This is a genomic window from Campylobacter pinnipediorum subsp. pinnipediorum (genome assembly GCF_002021925.1).
Lineage (GTDB): Bacteria > Campylobacterota > Campylobacteria > Campylobacterales > Campylobacteraceae > Campylobacter_A > Campylobacter_A pinnipediorum.
The window spans coordinates 554,451-575,182 of sequence record NZ_CP012546.1 but is presented as its reverse complement, the minus strand read 5'-3'; the positions used below and the strand labels follow the sequence as shown (position 1 = coordinate 575,182).

Below are 20,732 nucleotides of genomic sequence, written 5' to 3'. Positions count from 1 at the left end.
GAAAGAATATAATGAAATTAGGTATTGTATTTGGTGCTAAAAGTTTTGAGCATGAGATAAGCGTAGTAAGCGCTATTGTTTTAAAAAATGTTTTAAACCAAGAGTGTGTTTTTGTGTTTTGTGATAGGCTGAGAGAATTTTATCTCATAGAATCAAAAAACATGAAAGCTAATTTTTTTAGCAAAGGTCTTTATAAAAAGTCAAAAAAACTAACTTTAAAGCAAGGTGGCTTTTATACTAATTCTATATTTGGTGAGAGCAAAATCAATGCTGATGTTTTTATAAATTTAATACACGGCATGGATGGAGAAGATGGCAAGTTAGCCTCATTGTTTGATTTTTTTGGTGTGGATTATATAGGCCCTAGACTTGAAGCTAGTGTGTTAAGTTTTAACAAAGAATTAACTAAACTTTTTGCTAAAAAAGTTGGTGTAAAGACACTTGATTATGAGGTTATAAGACGTGAAGATAATCCAAAAACTTCGTATCCATTTATACTAAAACCACTAAGACTTGGTAGCTCCATAGGCGTTAGCGTAGTAAAAACTCAAGATGAGTTTGATTATGCTAAAGATATAGCTTTTGAGTTTGATTGCGATGTTTTAGTTGAGCCATTTATCGAAAATGTAAAAGAGTATAATTTAGCCGGTTGTATTATAGATGATGAGTTTAAATTTTCTATAATAGAAGAGCCAAAAAAGAGTGATTTTTTAGATTTTGAACAAAAATATCTATCTTTTTCAAACGAACAAAAAGTAAAAAGCGCAGATATATCAAAAGAACTTGAAGATGGATTAAAAAATGCATTTATGAAAATTTATAAAAACACATTTGAAGGTGCCTTGATTAGATGTGATTTTTTTGTAATAGATAATGAAATTTATCTTAATGAAATAAATCCAAATCCAGGAAGCCTTGCTCATTATTTGTTTGATGATTTTAAAAGTATTATAAGGTCTCTTTCAAATTCGCTACCTGATAAGCAAAATATAAATATTGATTATAAATTTTTAAGCTCCATAATTAGCTCAAAAGGGAATAAAATATAATTTATAAAATATTTAATTTCCTTGTAATATTAAATATGCTAGATTATATGTAAAATTATATGTAAAAAGAGTTTTTATGTTAGCATTTAAGAAAGATGAAATTTATACTGCAACTGAAGTCGTTAGAAATTTTAGTTCAGTTTTAAATAAAATAAGTAGTGGAGATACAAAAAGAGCAGTTGTGGTAAAAAACAATAAATTTGAAGCAGTTATTTTAAATATGGATGAGTATGAGCGTCTTGAAAAGGCAGTAGAAATACTTGAAAGTATATATAATTCTAGTAAAAAAGATAAATAATGGCTAGTAAAACTATAAAATATTCATCAAAAAAATATTTGATTTCTTATGAAATGCTAAATCCAGAAAATGAAAAAATTATACTTTTTTTGCATGGCTGGGGTGCCAGTAAAGAGATTATGAAAAAGGCTTTTAAAGATACTTTTTGTGATTATAAACATATATATGTTGATATGCCAGGTTTTGGAAATAGTAATATTTTTAGTCCTTTAAAAACATCTGATTATTCAAACATTATCAGAGAGTTTGTAAACTCATTACCACAAAAACCAGATATTATCCTTGGACATAGTTTTGGTGGCAAGGTTGCTACTTTATTGAATCCAAAAAATTTAGTTTTGCTTAGTTCAGCAGGAATTATTAGCAAAAAACCTTTTCTTGTAAGAGCTAAAATTAGAATTTTTAAAATTTTAAAATTTTTCGGATTTGGTAGATTTTATAGACTGTTTGCTACAAAAGATATAAGTGGAATGAGTGTTGTGATGTATGAAACTTTAAAAAATGTAGTTGATGAAGATTTTTCACGAAAGTTTAAAAAATTCTCAAATAAAGCTGTTATATTTTGGGGTGAAAATGATAGAGCCACACCATTAAAGAATGGCGAGTTTATACATTCAATAATAAAAGATAGTAGTTTTTATCCTTTAAGTGGGGATCATTTTTTCTTTTTGTTGCATTCTAAATTTATACAAGATAGAGTTATATCTGATATAAACAGTTCTTCAAATATCGAAGATGAAAGTTGTATAGAGGTTGTTAATAAACAATGATTGAAATTAAAGATATTTTTTTTGGTATTTCAAATATATTTTTTGCTTTATTGGTTTCTTATTATTTAATGACATGTTTTCAATGGTTTTCATATAAGACAAAAAGAGTAATATTTCATTTTACAAGACCACTTTGGCATGTATTTTTCTTTATAGCTCCTATTATGCTTTATTATACTACTGGTAATTTGTTTTTTATATATTTTTATTTTGCTTTTATTCCTAGTTTATTTTTATGGAATAAAAAACTAGATAAAAAATTAGTATTTACAAATAGAGTAAAACGCTTTTTTGTTATTCTTTGCTTGGCTTTGATTATTCAAAATTTATTTTATATACTAAATAATGGAAATTTTTCAAAAGATATTATTTTTCCTATCTTTATAGGTTTTGTTTTTAGCCATTTTTTTGAAAAAGCGAATGCTATTTATTATAAGAAAAAAGCGTTAGATAAAATACAAAGCAATAAAAATTTAAAAATAATTTTAATAACAGCAAGTTATGGCAAAACAAGTATTAAAAACTTTCTTTTTGAAATTTTAAAAAATGATTTTAATTGCCACAAAACACCAAGAAGCGTAAATACATTAGTGGGAATTATTAAGGATATAAACGAAAATATTACTAATCAAACTCAGATATACATAGCTGAAGCTGGCGCTAGGCTAAAGGGTGATATATATGAAATTTCTACGTATTTAAACCCTGAAGTTGTTGTTGTAGGAGAGATAGGAAAGCAGCATATAGAGTATTTTAAAAGCATTGAAAATATAAGAAATACAAAACTTGAAGCTTTACAAAGCAATAAGTTAAAAAAAGCTTTTTTACATAGTTCTACCTTGAAAAATGATGAAAAAAATATTGAAATTTACAATAAAAATATAAAAGATATTAAATCAGATTTAGATGGAATAAACTTTGTTTTAGATGATAATTCTTTCTCTTCTTCATTGATAGGTAAGTTTAATGTAGAAAATTTATGTGCTTGTATAAAGGTTGCTAAATTTTTTGGTCTAGATAGTGATAAAATACAAAATAAAATTAAAAATTTAAAAAATATTGAACATAGGCTTGAAAAAATTAATGCTAATGGCAAGGTTATCATCGATGATAGCTTTAATGGAAATTTTATAGGCATGAGTTCTAGTTATGAACTAGTAAGGACTTATAGTGGAAGAAAAATTCTTATAACTCCTGGAATAATGGAAAGTAACAAGGATGAAAATGAAAAACTTTCGCGTATTATAAATGATATTTTTGATGTTGTAATTATTTCTAGTCCTTTGAACGCACAAGCCTTGTTAAAATTTCTTAGCAAGCCACAAATAGTTATCTTAAAAGATAAAAATAAAATGCAAGAAACACTGACAGAACATACAAAAATAGGTGATTTAATCTTGTTTTCTAATGATGCTCCGAGTTTTATGTGATGAAAAAAATTATTTTAATTTTAATGGTGATTTATAGCTCTTTTGGTTTTGATATAGATGATTTTGATAAGGGTGTTTTATATCTAAATAATGGAAATTTTAAAGATGCTTACGACATATTTTATGAAGGCTGTGAGCTTAATGATGAGATGTCTTGTAACGAACTTGGTTTTATGTATATAAACAAACAAGTTACAAAAGAAATAGATAATACAGTAAATGATAAAGATAATATTAAAATAGGTATATCTTATATCTTTAAAAGTTGTGAACTTGGAAATATAAATGCTTGTTCTGATATTATTGATTTAAAAAACAGATTTAAGATAGATAATGAAGTCTATAATAAATCAAATAAAAAATATGAAGAGCTAGAACAACAATATCTGATCCAAGATGATCTAAATGCGACTAATTATTAAACTTGGTTCTATTCAAAACTTATAGCAAAAGGTTCTGGTTTATTTAGTTTTTTGATCTCTTCTTTTGCCATCATTAGATTTTTTGAACCAAAAATTCTAAGTGTTTGATTTTCAAATTTAAAGCATAATTTTTTAGATGAACAATTTATATCTAGTGTTTTTGCTAATGCTAATATAAAGCTTAACCATCTTATATGTGATTGCTTTGGAAGCAGAGGCTTAAATTTTTCATATTCATATACATTTTTTTTGCCATTTGTGCTTATTATTGCAGATATAAGTGCTTTTTCTTCGTGCTTAAAACCAAAATTTAAAGCATTTTGTATAATGTATGCTGAGCTGATATGATCATTATAAAACCCTATGTCTTGACCAGCATTGTATAATTTGGAAGCTATAGTTAGTTCATATAAGTATTTTTCATTTAGGTTGTGAAGAGGTGATAACTCTTTAAAGATCTCTTTTGAATAAAATGCTATATTTTTATTGTTTGTTAAGATAAATCTATCTTGTAGACTTTTTAAACTTGGGTTTAAATTGCTTGGAAATTTTAAAGATGGTCTTAAAAAATTAGATAAAAATATACCCTCTCTTATACCAACACAGCTTGTATATACACTTTTTATATTTAAATGTTTGATTATATTTAAAAAAATTAAAGCACCTTCTCTTATTGTGTCAAACCTATCTTTTTTAATATTAAATTGTTCTAGCTCTTCTTTTTTTGATGTTGAAATATTGCTTATAAATTTATGGTATTTTTCAATCTCGTAACAAAACCCATGTATGCTTGGCAATGGATAGTTTATCTTTTTCATTATAGCTGTTGATAACGCTCTTAAAGAACCACCTATTACAACAATATTTTCTGATTTAAACTCACTAGGTATTTTCTCAGTAATTTTTTTGATAAAAATATCAAGTTCTTCTTTGTTATCTGTGTTATTAAAAAGCTCTTTTAATCTTACAGTTCCTATATCTAGTGATATGGTTTTTACAATTTTTAAATCTTTTATTAAAGCAAGTTCGCTAGAACCGCCTCCTATATCCAATGTAACACAATGATTTGGAATGCATAATAAATTTATAGCTGCTAATGCGCCAAATTTAGCCTCATCGTCTCCATTTATGATTTTTAGGTTTATTTTTAGCTTATTTTTTATCAAATTTATAAATGTTTTTGAATTTGGAGCATCTCTTAATGCTGATGTTCCAACGGCTAAAATTTTATTACATTTATAGCTAGTTGCTATATTTTTAAACTCGCTAAAGGCTTCAAAAGCCGTATCCATTGATTCTTGTGAGATATTTCCATTATTTGCATATCCACCTTCGCCTAAACGAACTTTCATCTTATATTCGCCAAGAGTAAAAAATGCCCATCTTGAAGTTCTTTCAAAAATAACCATTCTGGTTGAATTTGAGCCAAGATCTATTACAGCTGTTCGTTTTGCCATTATTTGCCTTTTTTGTTTTTTACAATCGGCAAAGTGAAAGTTGCTATAACTCCATTTTGCTCTTGTCTATTTTTTATAGTTATTGTGCCTCCTAGTGCTTGTGCTGCACCTTTGGCTAAAAATAAGCCAAGTCCAACACCGCTTTTGTTGCCAAATCTTTTAAATGGTGCAAATAGATCTTTATTTTCATCTATCCCTATCCCCTCATCTGTGACTTCTATGATAAATTTTTTGTCTACTATTTGTGTTTTGAGTGTTATTTTGGAGTTTTCAGGCGAGAATTTAATGGCATTTTGAACAAAATTTTGAACTATGTGTATTAATAAATTTTGTTGTATTTTTAGATTTAAAATTTTTGGATTTAGATCTAAAATCAGCTCTTTTTTTTCTTGACGAGCTAATATTGCTAGATTGTTTCCCATTTTGTTTAAAAATCCTATAACATCTACCATTACCGGTTCTTCAAATTGTGCGCCTTCTTGACGACCTATTTCAAGGATTGAACCTATCATTGAATTCATTGAGTTTATTATTTCGTTGTTTGATTTTAATGTTTCTATATATTTTTCATTTTCTCTAGGCTTTAGCAGAGTAACTTCATTTTTTGTTTTTATTACAGCTATTGGCGTTTTTAGTTCGTGTGCTAGTCCTATAAATAACTCTTTTTGATATTCTACAAAAGTTTGTATTCTATTTATAAGGCTATTTATTACATTTCCAAGCGGTTCAAATTCAATCGGCAATGAGTTTGTATTTATCTCTTTTAGAAATCTTTCGTTTAGTTTACCTAGCTTTGATGCAAGAGTCTTGATTGGAACTAATAGCATTCTTGATAAAAATAGAGCATAAAAAATAACAAGGCATATAGATGTAGCATTGACAATTATTATATCTATTAAAATTTGTTTTATTATATTACTTTGTGTTGTAGTTTCTTTTGTAAGTTTCATATATGAGTTGTCATTATAATTGTATATAAGTTGCATAAATGTTTGCAATTCATCTTCATAGTGTGAAAAATAGGGTTTTTTTATCTTGTCTTTGTATTCTAAAATTTCAACATTTGTTACTGTTTTATTTGGAAGTTGTATTTTAAATTTATACTCATTTTTTGGATTCAATTCCAAAGGTTTTTCTATTATTAACTTTGCTTCATAAGTTAGCTCTGCTACTACAGTTTCTAGTATGGTAACTCTTATATAGTAGTATAACATAATAGAAACTATAGCAATCAGCACCATAGATGCTGATGCTAATTGTAAAATAAATCTAGTTCTTAAGCTTTTTTCGGAAAACAAAATCTATATCCGCGTCTTCTAACGGTTTCAATTGTTGAAATATTTAAAGGTTTGTCCATTTTTTGACGAATTTGATTTATTGCTACTTCTATTACGTTCGGAGTAACAAGCTCAGGCTCTTCCCATATAGCGTCTAGTAGTTGCTCTTTACTTACTATCTGATCTGAATGGCGAGCCAAATGAGTTAAAACTTCAAAAGGCTTACCTTTTAGCTCTATGTCTTTGCCAAGATATGTTATTTTTTCTTCATCAGGATTGATTATTAAATCATCTATTTTGATGATATTTGTTCCGCCAAATCTAAGTCTAGCCTCTAGTCTAGCAACCAAAACATCAAAATCAAATGGCTTTCTTATATAATCATCAGCACCAGCTTTAAGAGCTTTTATCTCACTTTCTTTATCATCTTTTGCTGACAAAACAACTACTGAAGTTCTTGGTGATTTCTGCTTTATGACATGTATTAAATCAATACCATCTCCATCAGGAAGCATCCAATCGGTCAAAACTAAATCATAGTTTCTTATACCAATATAATACTCTGCATCTTTGAAGTTTTCAGAGCTATCTGTTTGGTATCCAAACTCTCCAAGACCTTCTACAATAGTTCTATTAAGTGTTATTTCATCTTCTACTACCAATATTCTCATTATTGATTCCTTGTATATTATAATTTTGGAGGAAATTGTATCATAAATTAAGCAAATTTTCAAGATAGTTTAAAAAAAAATTAATAAACAACCTCTATCTTTGCTCCAACTATTGCATTTTTTATGATTTCTAGTTTGAAAATTTCTATTTTAATTGATGTTAAATTTTCAAAATTTTCTTTTAATTTTTCTGAAATTATTTTAAGAGAGTCTTCAAGTTTTTCAAATTTATAGTCATCATAGGTATATTTTATAAAATTAATAACTTCTACATAATCAATAAAATCATTTGATTGATACTCTACGTTTATTTTTATTTTTTGTGGTGTTACTCTTTCAAAATCGCACATTCCTATTATAGTTTTAAACTCAAAATCTTTTATATAAGTTGTTAGCGTTTGTTTCATATTACCTTTGCTTCTTCTTTTAAAATTATTCTTTTTATGTTTGGGATATGCTTATAAATTATTATGTAAGCAATAATTAATATTGGCACATGTGTATTTATAGGCTCGATAATTGGATGAATTATAAAACTAGAAGTGATAAAAGCTATTAGTGCTAGTATTGAAGCAAGTGAGCTTATTTTTAGAACCTTCCCTACTATAAACCAAACAAATAATGCTATCAAAAGTTCAAACGGAAGAAAAAATGATAATACTCCAGCACCGGTAGCAACGCCTTTTCCTCCTTCAAATTTTAAAAATGGAGAAAAACAATGTCCAATAACAGCAAGCACAGCCATAGCCCAAAGAGTATTATCATTTATTCCATATAATTTTGCTACAAAGATTGGCAATAGCCCTTTAAGAGCATCAAAGCATATTGTTAAAATGGCTAATTTTTTTGCTAATTTCGGGTTTGTTGTTTTAATAACTCTTAGGACATTTGTTGCGCCTATACTACAACTTCCTTGCTTTGTTATGTCAGTATTTGCAAAAATTTTGCAAAATAAAAGCCCAAAAGGTATAGCACCAAGCAAATAAGCAACTATGTATGATATGATGTTTTCCATTCTTTATCCTATAGTATAATTTTATCTTGTGATGATAGTTTATTTTTGCTGATATTAAGATAAAAATTGTAATTAATAATACCCTAGACATAGTGTGTCTGTAAGTTTTATTTTTTTTTCAAAAGGCGTTGGAGAAAAAAATTTGCATTTTTCTATATATAGATTTAAATTATAATCAAGACTTAAATCATCATAAAATTTCTTTAAATTTACAAATTTAATTCCAGAAATTTCTTTTATTTCAACTAAATCATAAAATTTTGATTTATTTGATTTTACTAGATGTGAATTTGATATCCCTGTAAAAGAGCAAAATGCATTGCTTAAAACAAGTCCATTTAGCTCTGTGCATTGTTTTAATGCTTGGTTAAATTTGCTTGGTATGGTTTTTTTATTTATAAATACAGTTCTTGAGTTTTGAAATTTTGCGGATATTGTATTTTTCCAAAAAAGATATGCATTGGATGATATATTTGCATTTTTTGATAGCTCAGTTCCCAAAACATAGTCATCTAAAAAATTATTTGGAGCCAATATGATTTTCATTGAAATTTACACCAAGATATTATTTGTAAAAAGCACAGCGATAAGCCGAGTTCTGTCGTGAGTGGTCATTTATCTAAATTTGCATTTACATACAAATTTTAGCGAATGGTTTAATTATAAGACTAAAACCGCCCATTCTTACTACGAGTTGGGTTTATCTAGCCACTCTAGTTTCCAAGAGTGCTGGTGGGCTCTTACCCCACCGTTTCACCTTTACCTTTGAAATAAGGTAGTTTGCTTTCTGTTACACTTTCCCTTAGGTCACCCTAGCCATCCGTTAGATGGAACTCTGTCTTATTGTAGCTCGGACTTTCCTCTTTTTCAAGCGACCACTTACTGTGCTTTTTGTAATTGTAACTAAAAAAACTTAAAAAAATACTTTTTAACCCTCTATATAGTTTTTGAGTTTTCTTCCAACTTTAGGATGTTTTAGTTTTTTTATAGCTGAGCTTTCTATTTGGCGAACTCTCTCTCTTGTTACATTTAAGGCTTTTCCTATCTCTTCAAGTGTTCTATCGCTTTCATCATCTAAAAGTCCAAATCTCATACAAATAACAGCTTTTTCTCTATCGTTAAGTTGAGATAAAACATCATCTATTTGTTCTCTAAGGTCATTTTTAAGGATATGTTCCATTGGGCTTAATGAGTTTTTATCTTCAACAAAATCTCCAAATTTGCCATCATCTTCATTTGCAATAGGCGCCTCAAGACTGATAGGCTCTTTTGTTATTTTTATAACTTGTTTCACTTTATCTACACTAAGTCCTACCTCTTTTGCGATAACGCTTACATCAGGTTCTTTGCCTTCTTCTTGTAGGTATTTTCTGTTAATTTTATTTATACGATTTATAGTTTCTATCATGTGGATAGGTATTCTTATTGTTCTTGCTTGATCGGCTATTGCTCTACTTATAGCCTGTCTTATCCACCAAGTTGCGTATGTTGAAAACTTATAACCTTTTCTATATTCAAACTTATCAACAGCTTTCATAAGACCTATATTTCCCTCTTGGATTAAATCCAAAAATGGCAATCCACGATTTGTATATCTTTTTGCAATACTTACAACAAGTCTTAAGTTTGATTTGGCCATTCTCGTTTTTGCTTCATCAGATATCTTTTTACCACGCTTTATTTGCTCTAAGACTGATTTTAATTTTGCTGGCTCTAGGTTAAACCCTTGTTTGCTGGCTTCTTTTGTTTGGAAAAGTTTTTTGATTTCAACATAAGCAGAAACCATAGTAGCTTCAGGAACTCTTGCTATTATGTCATCTTTGCTTAGTTTTAGGATATCTTTTAAAATTCCTTTGTGATTTTTCTTAAGCTCATCGCTAAACATAGGAAGACGATATTCTAAACGTTTAAGCTCTCTATCAAATTCGTCATCGCTTTTTAGAGCAGTTTCCATTGATTTTACTATTTCGCTTATAAGTTTGCTTGTTGGACCTAAGTCCATAAGTTTATCTTTTAAAATTTTCTTTTTAAAAGCTATATTTATATTTGCAAATATATCATCTTTGTCTATTTCACCTTGTTTATTTGCAGTTTTTAACCACTCTTTTTTTGCTTTTTCTAATGCCTTAAAGCTTTCTATTACTTTTAATGCTCTTTTGTCGTTTTTTGCAACTTTTTTAGATGCCGGAGTTTCGCTATTGTTATCATATAAATCACTCGAATCATCATCGCTATCTTCATCGTTGTCATTATCACTATCACTATCTTCTTCAAAGCTTTTAAATAACTCTTTTACGCGACGTTCTCTATTTATAAGTGGCTCTTTATAATCAAGTATAAAATCAATCAAAAACGGGACAGAACAAAAAGCATCTATAATAATATCTTCTCCAAGTTCTATCTTTTTGCTTATTTCTATCTCTTCATCTTTGGTTAAAAGAGATATTTGACCCATCTCTCTAAGATACATTCTTACAGGGCTATCAGATCTTGACCATTCAAGATAGTCTGACTCATTAGCTAGATCAAAATCATCATCTATATTTTCTTCTTGGGCTTCTTCAGCCTCTTTTTTTCTCTTTTTAGCATCTGCTAAATTTTTCATTTTAGCAACTTCAGCTGCAGTTAAAAGTTGAGTTTTATTTTTGTTCATTAAAGCTTCTATTTTCTTAACTATAGTAGCTGTTGGTGCTTTGTCAAATAATTTTACAAGTTTTTCATAAGTTATAAAACCTTTTGCGTTTTCGGCAAAAAGCTCTTCTATTTGTGAAAATGCCTCTTTTGCAGAACTCATTAAATTCCTTTCTAGTATTTCACTGGTTGAATATCATTAATTTAATATGATAAAAAGTTATGGATTATACCGAAATTTTATTAAAAATATATAAATTTAAATGTGGAACGCTATTTGCTTTAGCTAATTTTTAAATATTATTTTGGATTTAGGACAAATATGCAAAATGGTTATTATCAAGCAACCGGAGCGATGGTTGCACAATTTAATAGATTAAATGTAATATCAAATAATCTAGCAAATGTAAATACAATAGGCTTTAAAAGAGATGATGTTGTTATAGGTGATTTTGAAAGAATTTTTAAACAAACTCAAGATGAATTACCACTAAAAAATCATACAAGAGATGGTGCAAAATATCTAAACCGCACTATTGATAGAGTTCCTCAGGTGAGTGAACAATATACTGATTTTAGCGCTGGTGGATTAAAACATAGCCTAAATACATTAGATTTTGCTTTAAAAAGAGAGGATTTGTTTTTTTTAGTTCAAACTCCAAATGGTGCTAAATTGACAAAAAATGGAGCCTTTACACTAGATAGCGAGGGTTTTATAGTAAATAAAGATGGTTTTCGTGTTTTACCTAGTAACTATCAAGAACAAAATGAAAGAGGTATTCAAACACCTCAGGGGACACACATAACATCTGATAAAAATGGAAATTTATACTCAAACAATAAGGCTTTTGCTAAGTTTTTTATCGCACAACCAAAAGAGATTAGAAACTTAGAAAAAATTGGGGCTAATTTGTTTGAACTGAAAAATTTAGATGAGTTAAGAGACGCAGATGATACCGGTAGTCTCTTGCAAGGATATACTCAGATGTCGAATGTAAATCCAGTCACAGAGATGGTAGGGCTTATAGAAACTCAAAGAATGGTTGATATGTATCAAAAGGTTATGAATACCCATATGAACGATCTGAATCAAGATGCTGTCACAAAACTTGGTGCAGTAAAAGCTTAAATAACAAAAGGATAAAACTATGATGAGATCTCTTTATACTGCAGCTACAGGAATGATAGCTCAGCAAACTCAAATAGATGTTACTTCGCATAACATCGCAAATGTTAATACTTACGGATACAAGAAAAACAGAGCCGAATTTGCTGATTTGATGTATCAAACTATGGAATATGCTGGAACAGCTACAAGCCAGACAACAACAAGTCCTACTGGCATAGAGGTTGGTCTTGGTGTTAGACCTACTGCTATAAATAAAATTTTCTCTCAGGGTTATTTTAAAGAGACAGGGAATAATCTTGACATGGTTATTGCTGGTGATGGATTTTTTCAAGTTCAGCTACCTGATGGAACTACTGCTTATACTAGAAATGGCGCTTTTAAACTTGATGCTAATGGAACTGTTGTAAACTCAGATGGATATCAACTAATACCACAAATCACAATACCAGCTAATGCTACTCAAATTTCAATAGGCACCGATGGAACGATATCTGTTTTACAAGCTGGGGAACAAGAAACAAATCAGATAGGACAAATAGAACTCGCAAATTTTATAAATCCGGCAGGGCTTCATTCAATGGGAGACAATAACTATCTTCAAACTAGTGCTAGTGGTAATGTTGTTGTAGGTATTGCTGGACTTGACGGGCTTGGAACAATAAGACAAGGTTTTGTTGAGATGAGCAACGTTCAGCTTGTTGAGGAGATGACTGACCTTATAACAGGACAGCGTGCTTATGAGGCAAACTCCAAGGCAATTACAACAAGTGACTCTATGCTTGAAATCGTAAATGGACTTAAAAGGTAGATAAAATGATATATTTTTTTGTTATTATTAGTTTTATAGTTGTCCTTTGGATAGTTGATATATTTTATTTTTATGAAAATAATTCAGATAATAAAGTTGATACGAGAAATATAAGAAATGAAAATCTTAAAAGGCTAAAAGATAGTTATGGGTTTAAATGATTTAATTTTTTATTGAAATACCAAATACTAAATAAGCATTTGGTATTTGATTTGATAATGTTAAATTATCAATTTTTAGATGTTTTTGTTTGCTTCATCCGTCTAATTTTCATTTTTTTATAATTATATATTATATCTGCAATTATTTTATAATTTAAACTTTCTTATATTTCTTTTGCAAAATCACCATCTATTTTTTTATTAATATCAAAGTATTTTAAATTTAACAACCAATTAGTAGCTCTTTCTTTGTTTCTTAAAAAAGAAATTTTTTACAATCAACTATTTTACTAATTCCATAATACGCTGAATTATCAGCATAAAGTTCTAGCGTAAATTCAAAACGATGTTCTTTGTTCTCAAGTTATTTTTTTATAGATAGTTGATAATTGTTAATATATACGTTTATTTGTTAATTCTTGTATTTTTATTTGTATGCGTTTTCAAACTCTTCTTTTTTGAAGTTATTTTACGATTGTATTTATAAAATCATTAATAATTTTATGTTTTGCATCGATAAAATTTCATTTATTTCTTTAACTAGTTTATAACTTTTTCTTATTGTCTATAATTATTTATTTCTTTTTTGGATTTATCAACTCGTTTAAGGCATTCTTGTAATGCTTTATAAAGACATATAAGTCAGTTATGTTTTTAATATCATTAAGCCAATTTGTTATTTCTTTATTATAAATTATATGTTTGTAGATATTTATTGTCTTGAACTAATCTATAATCATCTTTGCTATAATCAGATAGTTTTCCGTGTCCTTTAAGTGTTAGATATATAACATAGACATTATTTCAATTTTCTAACCCATAATCTTTTTTATGCTTTCAATATATCACTGTATTTGTATTTTTTGTCTTGTATGTAAATTTTATTTTCTATTGTTATATGTTTATAATTATCAGTGACAAAAATATTTATAATATTATATTCTTTATAGACTTTTATGCTTTTACAATCAATCCTAAAATCTTGCATGCATAAGGCTTTTATAAATTTAGATAAAAACAACTCATCTTGATAATATTCTGATTGCGGGTTTATTGATAAATATATAAAATTAAAATACAATCTTACCTAATCGTGTCCTTTTAGAAATATTGTAGAGATGTTATAATAGTGCAAGCCGCACTTTTATCTTTTGCTTTCTTCTTTGTATTTTTAAAAGGCTTGTTTAAATTTATTAAAATACATACATACATACATACAATAACATAAAAGAATAAAAAATACATTTAAATTTATTAAATAAAAAAAATAAAACAGAATAAGAAATAAAGATATACAATAAATAAAGATATATGAATAAAGAGAAACTAATTGGATTTATAAAAAGAAAGAATAAACAAAGCTCGCAGCGACTTACTTTCCCGACATCCCAGTAAGAGAGAGTATCATCAGCCAGGACGAGCTTAGCTTCTTGGTTCGAGATGGAGCAAGGCGTTTCCTCGTCTGTATAGCCACGAGCAGTGTTAAATAAAAGATTTAAATATAATCTCTTATTTAACACTGTTTGTGTTAAATTATATCGTTAAGAGTAAAGCTTGTTTTATCAAACAATCTTTTCTTGTATAAGGTTTTACCCTTAACAAGGAAGTGATGCTTAAAAAGATAAGCAAACGAGCTATTAGTACTGGTCAGCTAAATGACTTTCATCAATTACACACCCAGCCTATCAAACTAGTAGTCTACTAGAGCTCTTAAAAGAAGATTCATCTTGGAGTTGGCTTCGAGCTTAGATGCTTTCAGCTCTTATCACATCCGAACGTAGCTACCGAGCGATGCCCTTGGCAGGACAACTCGTACACCAGTGGTTCGTTCAACCCGGTCCTCTCGTACTAGGGTCAACTCTCCTCAATCTTCTTACGCCCACGGCAGATAGGGACCGAACTGTCTCACGACGTTCTGAACCCAGCTCGCGTACCGCTTTAAATGGCGAACAGCCATACCCTTGGGACCTGCTCCAGCCCCAGGATGCGATGAGCCGACATCGAGGTGCCAAACCTCCCCGTCGATGTGAGCTCTTGGGGGAGATCAGCCTGTTATCCCCGGGGTACCTTTTATCCTTTGAGCGATGGCCCTTCCACACAGAACCACCGGATCACTAAGACCGACTTTCGTCCCTGCTTGACATGTACGTCTTGCAGTTAAGCTGGCTTATACCTTTATACTCTACGAACGATTTCCAACCGTTCTGAGCCAACCTTTGTAAGCCTCCGTTACATTTTGGGAGGCGACCGCCCCAGTCAAACTACCCACCAGACATTGTCCTGCATGAGGATAACTCATGCCAGTTAGCTATCAGAATAAAGAAGAGTGGTATCTCAACAATGGCTCATATACAACTGGCGTCATATACTCAAAGCCTCCCACCTATCCTGCACATCTTTATCCCAATAGCAGTGTCAAGCTGTAGTAAAGGTCCACGGGGTCTTTCCGTCTTGCCGCGGGTAGGAGGAATTTTCACCTCCACTACAATTTCACTGGATCCCTCTTCGAGACAGCTCCCATCTCGTTACGCCATTCATGCAGGTCGGTATTTAACCGACAAGGAATTTCGCTACCTTAGGACCGTTATAGTTACGGCCGCCGTTTACTCGGGCTTCGATCAAATGCTTCGCAGAGCTAACATCATCAATTAACCTTCGAGCACCGGGCAGGCGTCACACCCTATACATCCTCTTACGAGTTAGCAGAGTGCTGTGTTTTTGGTAAACAGTCGGGAGGGACTCTTTGTTGTAACCTTCAATGCTTACGGAGTAAATCCTTAACAAAGTTAGGCACACCTTATACCGAAGATACGGTGCTATTTTGCAGAGTTCCTTGAAGAGAGTTCTTCCACGCGCCTTAGAATACTCATCCCACCCACCTGTGTCGGTTTACGGTACGGGCAACATTATCTAAACTTAGAAACTTTTCTTGGCTCGACAGTATCAAGGATTCAGACTCGATTCCGAAGAATGTTGTCTGCCTGTGGGGTCTCGGCTTAAAAAGAACCGGATTTGCCTGATTCTTAACCTACACCTTTCGACCAGCACTTCCATCCGCTGGCTCCTTTAACTCTAAGCGTCCTTCCATCGCACAATAATGTTGGCATTGGAATATTAACCAATTTTCCATCGCATACCCCTTTCGGACTTTGCTTAGGACCCGGCTAACCCTACGATGACGAGCATCGCGTAGGAAACCTTGGGTTTACGGCGTTGGGGATTCTCACCCCAATTATCGCTACTCATGCCTGCATGCTCACTTCTATCCGCTCCAGCGCTCCTTACCGGTACACCTTCAACGCTGAATAGAACGCTCTCCTACCACTTAGTAAAACTAAGTCTAAAGCTTCGGTACTCATTTTAGCCCCGTTATATTTTCCGCGCAAAATCACTAGACCAGTGAGCTATTACGCTTTCTTTAAAGGATGGCTGCTTCTAAGCCAACCTCCTGGTTGTTACAGTAACTTCACATCGTTTTCCACTTAAATGAGATTTAGGGACCTTAGCTGTTAGTCTGGGTTGTTCCCCTCTCGACGACGGATTTTATCACTCGCCGCCTGACTGCTGTGATTACACACTAGGTATTCGGAGTTTGATAGGGTTTGGTACATTGGTGTATGCCCTAGCCCATTCAGTGCTCTACCCCCTAGTGTTACGACACAACGCTATACCTAAATATATTTCGGAGAGAACCAGCTATCACGATGTTTGATTGGCCTTTCACCCCTATCCACAAGTCATCCCATAGCTTTTCAACGCTAGCGGGTTCGGTCCTCCACTGGCTCTTACACCAGTTTCAACCTGCTCATGGATAGATCACATCGTTTCGGGTCTGCAACATCTGACTAATCGCCCTATTAAGACTTGCTTTCGCTACGGCTCCGGGTTTCCTTAACCTCGCCAGACATCACAACTCGCAGGCTCATTATGCAAAAGGCAGTCCATCACCCTGATAAATCATAGGGCTCTGAATGATTGTAAGTAAATGGTTTCAGGTTCTATTTCACTCTGATCACCTCAGTTCTTTTCACCTTTCCCTCACGGTACTTGTTCGCTATCGGTCTAGTAGTAGTATTTAGGGTTGGATAGTGGTCTACCCAGCTTCAGACAGAATATCACGTGTTCCGCCCTACTCAGGATACTGCTAAGTAAAACATCGCTTTCATATACGGGAGTATCACCCTCTACGCTTAACCTTTCCAGGTTATTCTATTAGCTTTGTTTAGTCTATGTTGCAGTCCTACAACCCCACTAGTAAACTAGTGGTTTGCCCTCTTACGCGTTCGCTCGCCGCTACTAGCGTAATCTCTTTTGATTTCTCTTCCTGTTGGTACTAAGATGTTTCAATTCCCAACGTTTGCTCCATTATATGGTAACTGACATCGCTATCAGTTGGGTTGCCCCATTCGGAAATACCCGGATCAAAGCCCCTTGACGGCTCCCCGAGTCTTATCGCAGCCTGGCACGTCCTTCATCGCCTCTACTAGCCAAGGCATCCACCATTTACTCTTAGTAGCTTACCTTTTTTACCTATTAATACATAATAAGTTGTTAGTATATTTTTTGTTATATTCTAATTCGCATCACTTCCTTGTTAAAGGTAACTGTTATACATAATAAATAAAATATAATAATTATACTTTTACTATGTAGTTACTAAATCTAAACACATAATCCCCAAGACGGAAAGCATTAACAGATAATATAGATAAGTTTTAATCCTATAATATCTTGTGATGTTAAACTTCTGTATTTATATACAAGAGATTAGATATTTAAATCTTTAACAAGTCCTGTAAAATTGTTTTTATTAAAACTTGCTTGTGACTCTTAACAATTGTAATTAAAAGAACAACGATTTGTTTAAAAATAAAATATTGACTTAATATTTTAAAGGAGATAAACTCCGTTTCTCAAATCGTGAGCTGGAATTATATAAGAGTAATGCTTAATATGTGCTTAATGTTATAAAAAAAATAAAAATATTTTAGTTTGTTGGAATTTAGAGAAAGCTAATAGTAATTTCCATGTATAATAGCGGTTTAAAATGTATAATGATAGAATAAATTTTAAAGTAGTATAAAATTTAAGGACACAAGTGATAGAAATTGATAATATCATAGAAGAGCTAAAAAGTAATTTTCAAAAACGAGAGCTACAAAATATAAAAACTAATGGATTGCATATAATAAAAAATAAAAACAAACTATTAAATTTAACAAGCAACGACTATCTTGGTATAGCATCTACACAGATATTTGATGATGAGTTTATGAAAAGTATATTAAATAAGCCTTTAAAATTTAGTGCGTCTAGTTCTAGAAGTCTTAGTGGTAATCATAATGAGTTTGAAAAATTAGAACAATATTTACAAAACTCATATCAAAACAACAAACAAGCCTTATTATTTAATAGCGGATACCATCTAAATGTAGGAGTGATATCAGCACTTAGTGGGATAAAAAATATTCTTTTTTTAATAGACAGACAAGCACATGCAAGTATGTATGATGGCTTAAAGCAAGGTTGGGCTAGCTTTAAAAGATATAGACATAATGATTTAAAGCACTTAGAAGAGTTGATACAAAAAAACCAAAATGAGTTTAAATATATTATAGTTTTAACAGAGGCTATTTTTAGTATGGACGGGGATTTTGCAGATATAGCAAGTCTGGTAAATCTAAAACAAAAATATGAAAATATATTACTATATATAGATGAAGCTCATAGTGTTGGAGCTTGTGGAGAAAATGGACTTGGGCTAGTAAAGGCTAGTGGATTTGCCAAAGAAGTTGATTTTGTGGTGTATACATTTGGAAAAGCGCTAGCAAGTGTAGGCGCAGCCTTGCTTTGTGAGCAAAGCTTTAAAGAATTTTTTGTAAACAAAGCAAGAAGTCTTATATACTCAACAGCATTGCCACAGATAAATGTAGCCTACACAAATTTCATATTTAAAAAAATAGAAGGTATGGACACTCAAAGAAAAGAGTTAACAAAACTAAGCTTTGATTTTAAATCAGCCCTAGCCAGCAATAAAATAAATGCAATAGGTGATGCACATATAATCAGTATAATTACAAAAAGTAGTGAGATGGCAACAAAGCTAGCAAAAAATCTAGAACAAAACGGATATTATGCACCAGCTATAAGACCGCCGACTGTCGCTCCAAATAGTTCTCGTATTAGAATTTCACTAAACTCACTTATAAAGTTACAAGATTTAAATAAGCTTATAGAGGTGGTTTGTGATGAAATTTAAGTATTTAGCACAAAATAATTCAGAGAATTTACTATTATTTTTCACAGGATTTGCAAGCGAACCAAGCCATTTTTTACATTTAAAAATTAGCGATAAGTTTGATATTGCCATTATATACGAATATGAAAGTCTAAATTTTTCAAAAGATTTACTATCAAAATACACAAATATACAAATAATTGCCTTTAGTATGGGAGTTGGAGTAGCTTCAAGAATTGATTTTAATTTATTGCTAAACAATAAACAAAAATTGAGTTTTAATCTAGCAATAGGCGGCACACCTTACGGAATTGATAGAGTTTATGGGATACATGGTGCGATTTTTAAACGAAGCATAGAAAGTTTTGAGCCAAATGAATTTATAAAAAATATGGGCGCTAAGGATTTGGCTATCGATACAAAAAGAGATTATAAAAAAGAGTTAAAATACTTATTTGACTTATGCCAAAACGAGCCCATAAATACAAATTGGCAAAAGGCCCTAGCTGGAGCAAGTGATAAAATATTTCCACCTACAGCAATGCAAAAATTTTTCAAAGAAAAACTAAGCACCATAGAAGCTGGGCATTTTGTATTTAATAAATTTAAAAGCTGGGATGAGTTTTGGATAGAGTAGCAAATAATTTTTTAAAGGCGAAAGACACCTATGAAAAAGAAGCTAAAATTCAAAAGATTATGAGAGAAAGGCTACTTAAAGAGTTATTAGCACGAAAAAAATCACATTATAGTAAAATCTGGGAATTTGGCTCTGGACAAGACGAGCTTGGTAAAATAATCCGTAAACATATAAGCTACGAGAAGTATTTAAGTAGCGATATAAACGACTATAAAATAGATTATAAAGAAAAAAATGTAAATTTCAAAGCTATAGATATGAATAAAATATCAGATTTTGGTGATATTGGAAAATTTGATTTAATAATTTCAAATGCCTGTTTGCAATGGCTAGATGCTAGCAAAATAATCCCCTTGCTTAGCAAGCACTTAAAAGAAAATGGAGTTTTAGCTATAAGTACATTTGGAAAAGAAAATTTAAAACAAATATATACTCTTACAGGTCTTGGTCTTAGCTATCTTGATATAAATGAATTAAAAAACTTATGCAAAAGCTATAAAGATGTAAAAATAAAAAGTGAATTGTACGAACTTAAATTTAATAATCCCTTAGAGCTTTTTAGACACCTAAAAAATAGTGGTGTAAATAGCCTAGGAAATATTTATCTTAGTAAAAGCATATTAGCAAAATGTGAAAATGAGTTTAAAAATACACTTACATACGAACCTATTTATATAATCGCAAAAAAGTAATTTTATATACAAGAATTTTTATTTATTAATAATTTATCTATATAATT

19 protein-coding genes, 2 rRNA genes and 1 other RNA gene are annotated in these 20,732 nt (G+C 30.8%); 11 read left to right on the top strand and 11 right to left on the bottom strand.

What is annotated here, in order from left to right:
* The first annotated feature begins 11 nt into the window (after positions 1 to 11).
* The 5 genes from CPIN17260_RS02980 to CPIN17260_RS02960 all read left to right on the top strand — a co-directional run bounded on the left by CPIN17260_RS02980 (position 12) and on the right by CPIN17260_RS02960 (position 3,969).
* A complete protein-coding gene (locus CPIN17260_RS02980; RefSeq protein WP_069632855.1) occupies positions 12 to 1,049 on the top strand; it encodes a D-alanine--D-alanine ligase in 1,038 nt (345 codons plus the stop codon).
* A gap of 76 nt (positions 1,050 to 1,125) precedes the next feature.
* Entirely contained in the window at positions 1,126 to 1,347 is a 222-nt protein-coding gene (locus CPIN17260_RS02975) for a type II toxin-antitoxin system Phd/YefM family antitoxin (RefSeq protein ID WP_069632856.1), read from the top strand.
* Positions 1,347 to 2,117, top strand: coding sequence for an EstV family lipase (locus CPIN17260_RS02970; protein ID WP_069636908.1), 771 nt, complete (start codon positions 1,347 to 1,349; stop codon positions 2,115 to 2,117). Before CPIN17260_RS02975 ends, CPIN17260_RS02970 begins: the two co-directional genes overlap by 1 nt.
* The gene (locus tag CPIN17260_RS02965) at positions 2,114 to 3,547 is read left to right on the top strand and encodes a Mur ligase family protein (protein ID WP_069636907.1); all 1,434 of its coding nucleotides are present in this window, start codon (positions 2,114 to 2,116) and stop codon (positions 3,545 to 3,547) included. Before CPIN17260_RS02970 ends, CPIN17260_RS02965 begins: the two co-directional genes overlap by 4 nt.
* The gene (locus tag CPIN17260_RS02960) at positions 3,547 to 3,969 is read left to right on the top strand and encodes a hypothetical protein (protein ID WP_069636906.1); all 423 of its coding nucleotides are present in this window, start codon (positions 3,547 to 3,549) and stop codon (positions 3,967 to 3,969) included. Before CPIN17260_RS02965 ends, CPIN17260_RS02960 begins: the two co-directional genes overlap by 1 nt.
* A gap of 8 nt (positions 3,970 to 3,977) precedes the next feature.
* Here the strand turns inward: CPIN17260_RS02960 and CPIN17260_RS02955 are convergent, their stop codons facing one another.
* From CPIN17260_RS02955 to rpoD, 8 genes are all read right to left on the bottom strand, one after another.
* On the bottom strand, positions 3,978 to 5,426 hold the full coding sequence (locus CPIN17260_RS02955; RefSeq protein WP_069636905.1) for a Ppx/GppA phosphatase family protein: 1,449 nt from the start codon (positions 5,424 to 5,426) through the stop codon (positions 3,978 to 3,980).
* Positions 5,426 to 6,667: a sensor histidine kinase gene (locus CPIN17260_RS02950; protein ID WP_226997033.1), complete on the bottom strand. Its 1,242-nt coding sequence runs from the start codon at positions 6,665 to 6,667 to the stop codon at positions 5,426 to 5,428. The genes CPIN17260_RS02955 and CPIN17260_RS02950 overlap by 1 nt, the downstream gene beginning before the upstream one ends.
* 35 nt (positions 6,668 to 6,702) lie before the next feature.
* Positions 6,703 to 7,374: a homeostatic response regulator transcription factor HsrA gene (gene hsrA, locus CPIN17260_RS02945; protein ID WP_069632861.1), complete on the bottom strand. Its 672-nt coding sequence runs from the start codon at positions 7,372 to 7,374 to the stop codon at positions 6,703 to 6,705.
* Between the two features lie 80 nt (positions 7,375 to 7,454).
* Positions 7,455 to 7,781 (bottom strand): dihydroneopterin aldolase, encoded by a 327-nt coding sequence (locus tag CPIN17260_RS02940; protein ID WP_069632862.1) that lies wholly within the window; start codon positions 7,779 to 7,781, stop codon positions 7,455 to 7,457.
* Positions 7,778 to 8,389, bottom strand: a complete 612-nt coding sequence (plsY, locus tag CPIN17260_RS02935) for a glycerol-3-phosphate 1-O-acyltransferase PlsY (RefSeq protein ID WP_069632863.1) — start codon at positions 8,387 to 8,389, stop codon at positions 7,778 to 7,780. Before plsY ends, CPIN17260_RS02940 begins: the two co-directional genes overlap by 4 nt.
* 72 nt (positions 8,390 to 8,461) lie before the next feature.
* A complete protein-coding gene (cheQ, locus tag CPIN17260_RS02930) occupies positions 8,462 to 8,935 on the bottom strand; it encodes a cheVAW transcriptional regulator CheQ (RefSeq protein WP_069636904.1) in 474 nt (157 codons plus the stop codon).
* Between the two features lie 25 nt (positions 8,936 to 8,960).
* An RNA gene (rnpB, locus tag CPIN17260_RS02925) (RNase P RNA component class A) lies at positions 8,961 to 9,280 on the bottom strand.
* Positions 9,281 to 9,317: 37 nt separating this feature from the next.
* The gene (rpoD, locus tag CPIN17260_RS02920) at positions 9,318 to 11,183 is read right to left on the bottom strand and encodes an RNA polymerase sigma factor RpoD (protein WP_069636903.1); all 1,866 of its coding nucleotides are present in this window, start codon (positions 11,181 to 11,183) and stop codon (positions 9,318 to 9,320) included.
* Positions 11,184 to 11,342: 159 nt separating this feature from the next.
* Between rpoD and CPIN17260_RS02915 the strand changes: the two genes are divergently transcribed.
* From CPIN17260_RS02915 to CPIN17260_RS09110, 3 genes are read left to right on the top strand one after another with little or no spacing between them, the layout of a single operon-like run.
* Positions 11,343 to 12,149, top strand: coding sequence for a flagellar hook-basal body protein (locus CPIN17260_RS02915; protein WP_069636902.1), 807 nt, complete (start codon positions 11,343 to 11,345; stop codon positions 12,147 to 12,149).
* A gap of 19 nt (positions 12,150 to 12,168) precedes the next feature.
* Entirely contained in the window at positions 12,169 to 12,957 is a 789-nt protein-coding gene (gene flgG, locus CPIN17260_RS02910; RefSeq protein ID WP_069632867.1) for a flagellar basal-body rod protein FlgG, read from the top strand.
* Between the two features lie 5 nt (positions 12,958 to 12,962).
* Complete coding sequence (locus CPIN17260_RS09110) at positions 12,963 to 13,118, top strand: hypothetical protein (RefSeq protein WP_157887326.1); 156 nt, start codon at positions 12,963 to 12,965, stop codon at positions 13,116 to 13,118.
* A gap of 829 nt (positions 13,119 to 13,947) precedes the next feature.
* On the opposite strand, the gene CPIN17260_RS09655 is transcribed toward CPIN17260_RS09110, so the two are convergent.
* The 3 genes from CPIN17260_RS09655 to CPIN17260_RS02895 all read right to left on the bottom strand — a co-directional run bounded on the left by CPIN17260_RS09655 (position 13,948) and on the right by CPIN17260_RS02895 (position 17,641).
* Positions 13,948 to 14,199 (bottom strand): PD-(D/E)XK nuclease family protein, encoded by a 252-nt coding sequence (locus CPIN17260_RS09655; RefSeq protein ID WP_069637192.1) that lies wholly within the window; start codon positions 14,197 to 14,199, stop codon positions 13,948 to 13,950.
* Between the two features lie 278 nt (positions 14,200 to 14,477).
* A 5S ribosomal RNA gene (gene rrf / locus CPIN17260_RS02900) occupies positions 14,478 to 14,596 on the bottom strand.
* A 139-nt stretch (positions 14,597 to 14,735) separates the two neighbouring features.
* Positions 14,736 to 17,641: ribosomal RNA gene (locus CPIN17260_RS02895) — 23S ribosomal RNA — on the bottom strand.
* A gap of 575 nt (positions 17,642 to 18,216) precedes the next feature.
* Between CPIN17260_RS02895 and CPIN17260_RS02890 the strand changes: the two genes are divergently transcribed.
* The 3 genes from CPIN17260_RS02890 to CPIN17260_RS02880 are packed head-to-tail and all read left to right on the top strand — an operon-like array spanning position 18,217 to position 20,685.
* Complete coding sequence (locus CPIN17260_RS02890; RefSeq protein ID WP_226996992.1) at positions 18,217 to 19,377, top strand: aminotransferase class I/II-fold pyridoxal phosphate-dependent enzyme; 1,161 nt, start codon at positions 18,217 to 18,219, stop codon at positions 19,375 to 19,377.
* The gene (locus CPIN17260_RS02885) at positions 19,367 to 19,993 is read left to right on the top strand and encodes a pimeloyl-ACP methyl esterase BioG family protein (RefSeq protein WP_069633439.1); all 627 of its coding nucleotides are present in this window, start codon (positions 19,367 to 19,369) and stop codon (positions 19,991 to 19,993) included. The genes CPIN17260_RS02890 and CPIN17260_RS02885 overlap by 11 nt, the downstream gene beginning before the upstream one ends.
* Positions 19,981 to 20,685 carry a methyltransferase domain-containing protein gene (locus tag CPIN17260_RS02880; protein WP_226996991.1) on the top strand — a complete coding sequence of 235 codons (705 nt, stop codon included), beginning with the start codon at positions 19,981 to 19,983 and terminating at the stop codon, positions 20,683 to 20,685. Before CPIN17260_RS02885 ends, CPIN17260_RS02880 begins: the two co-directional genes overlap by 13 nt.
* Positions 20,686 to 20,732 lie beyond the last annotated feature (47 nt).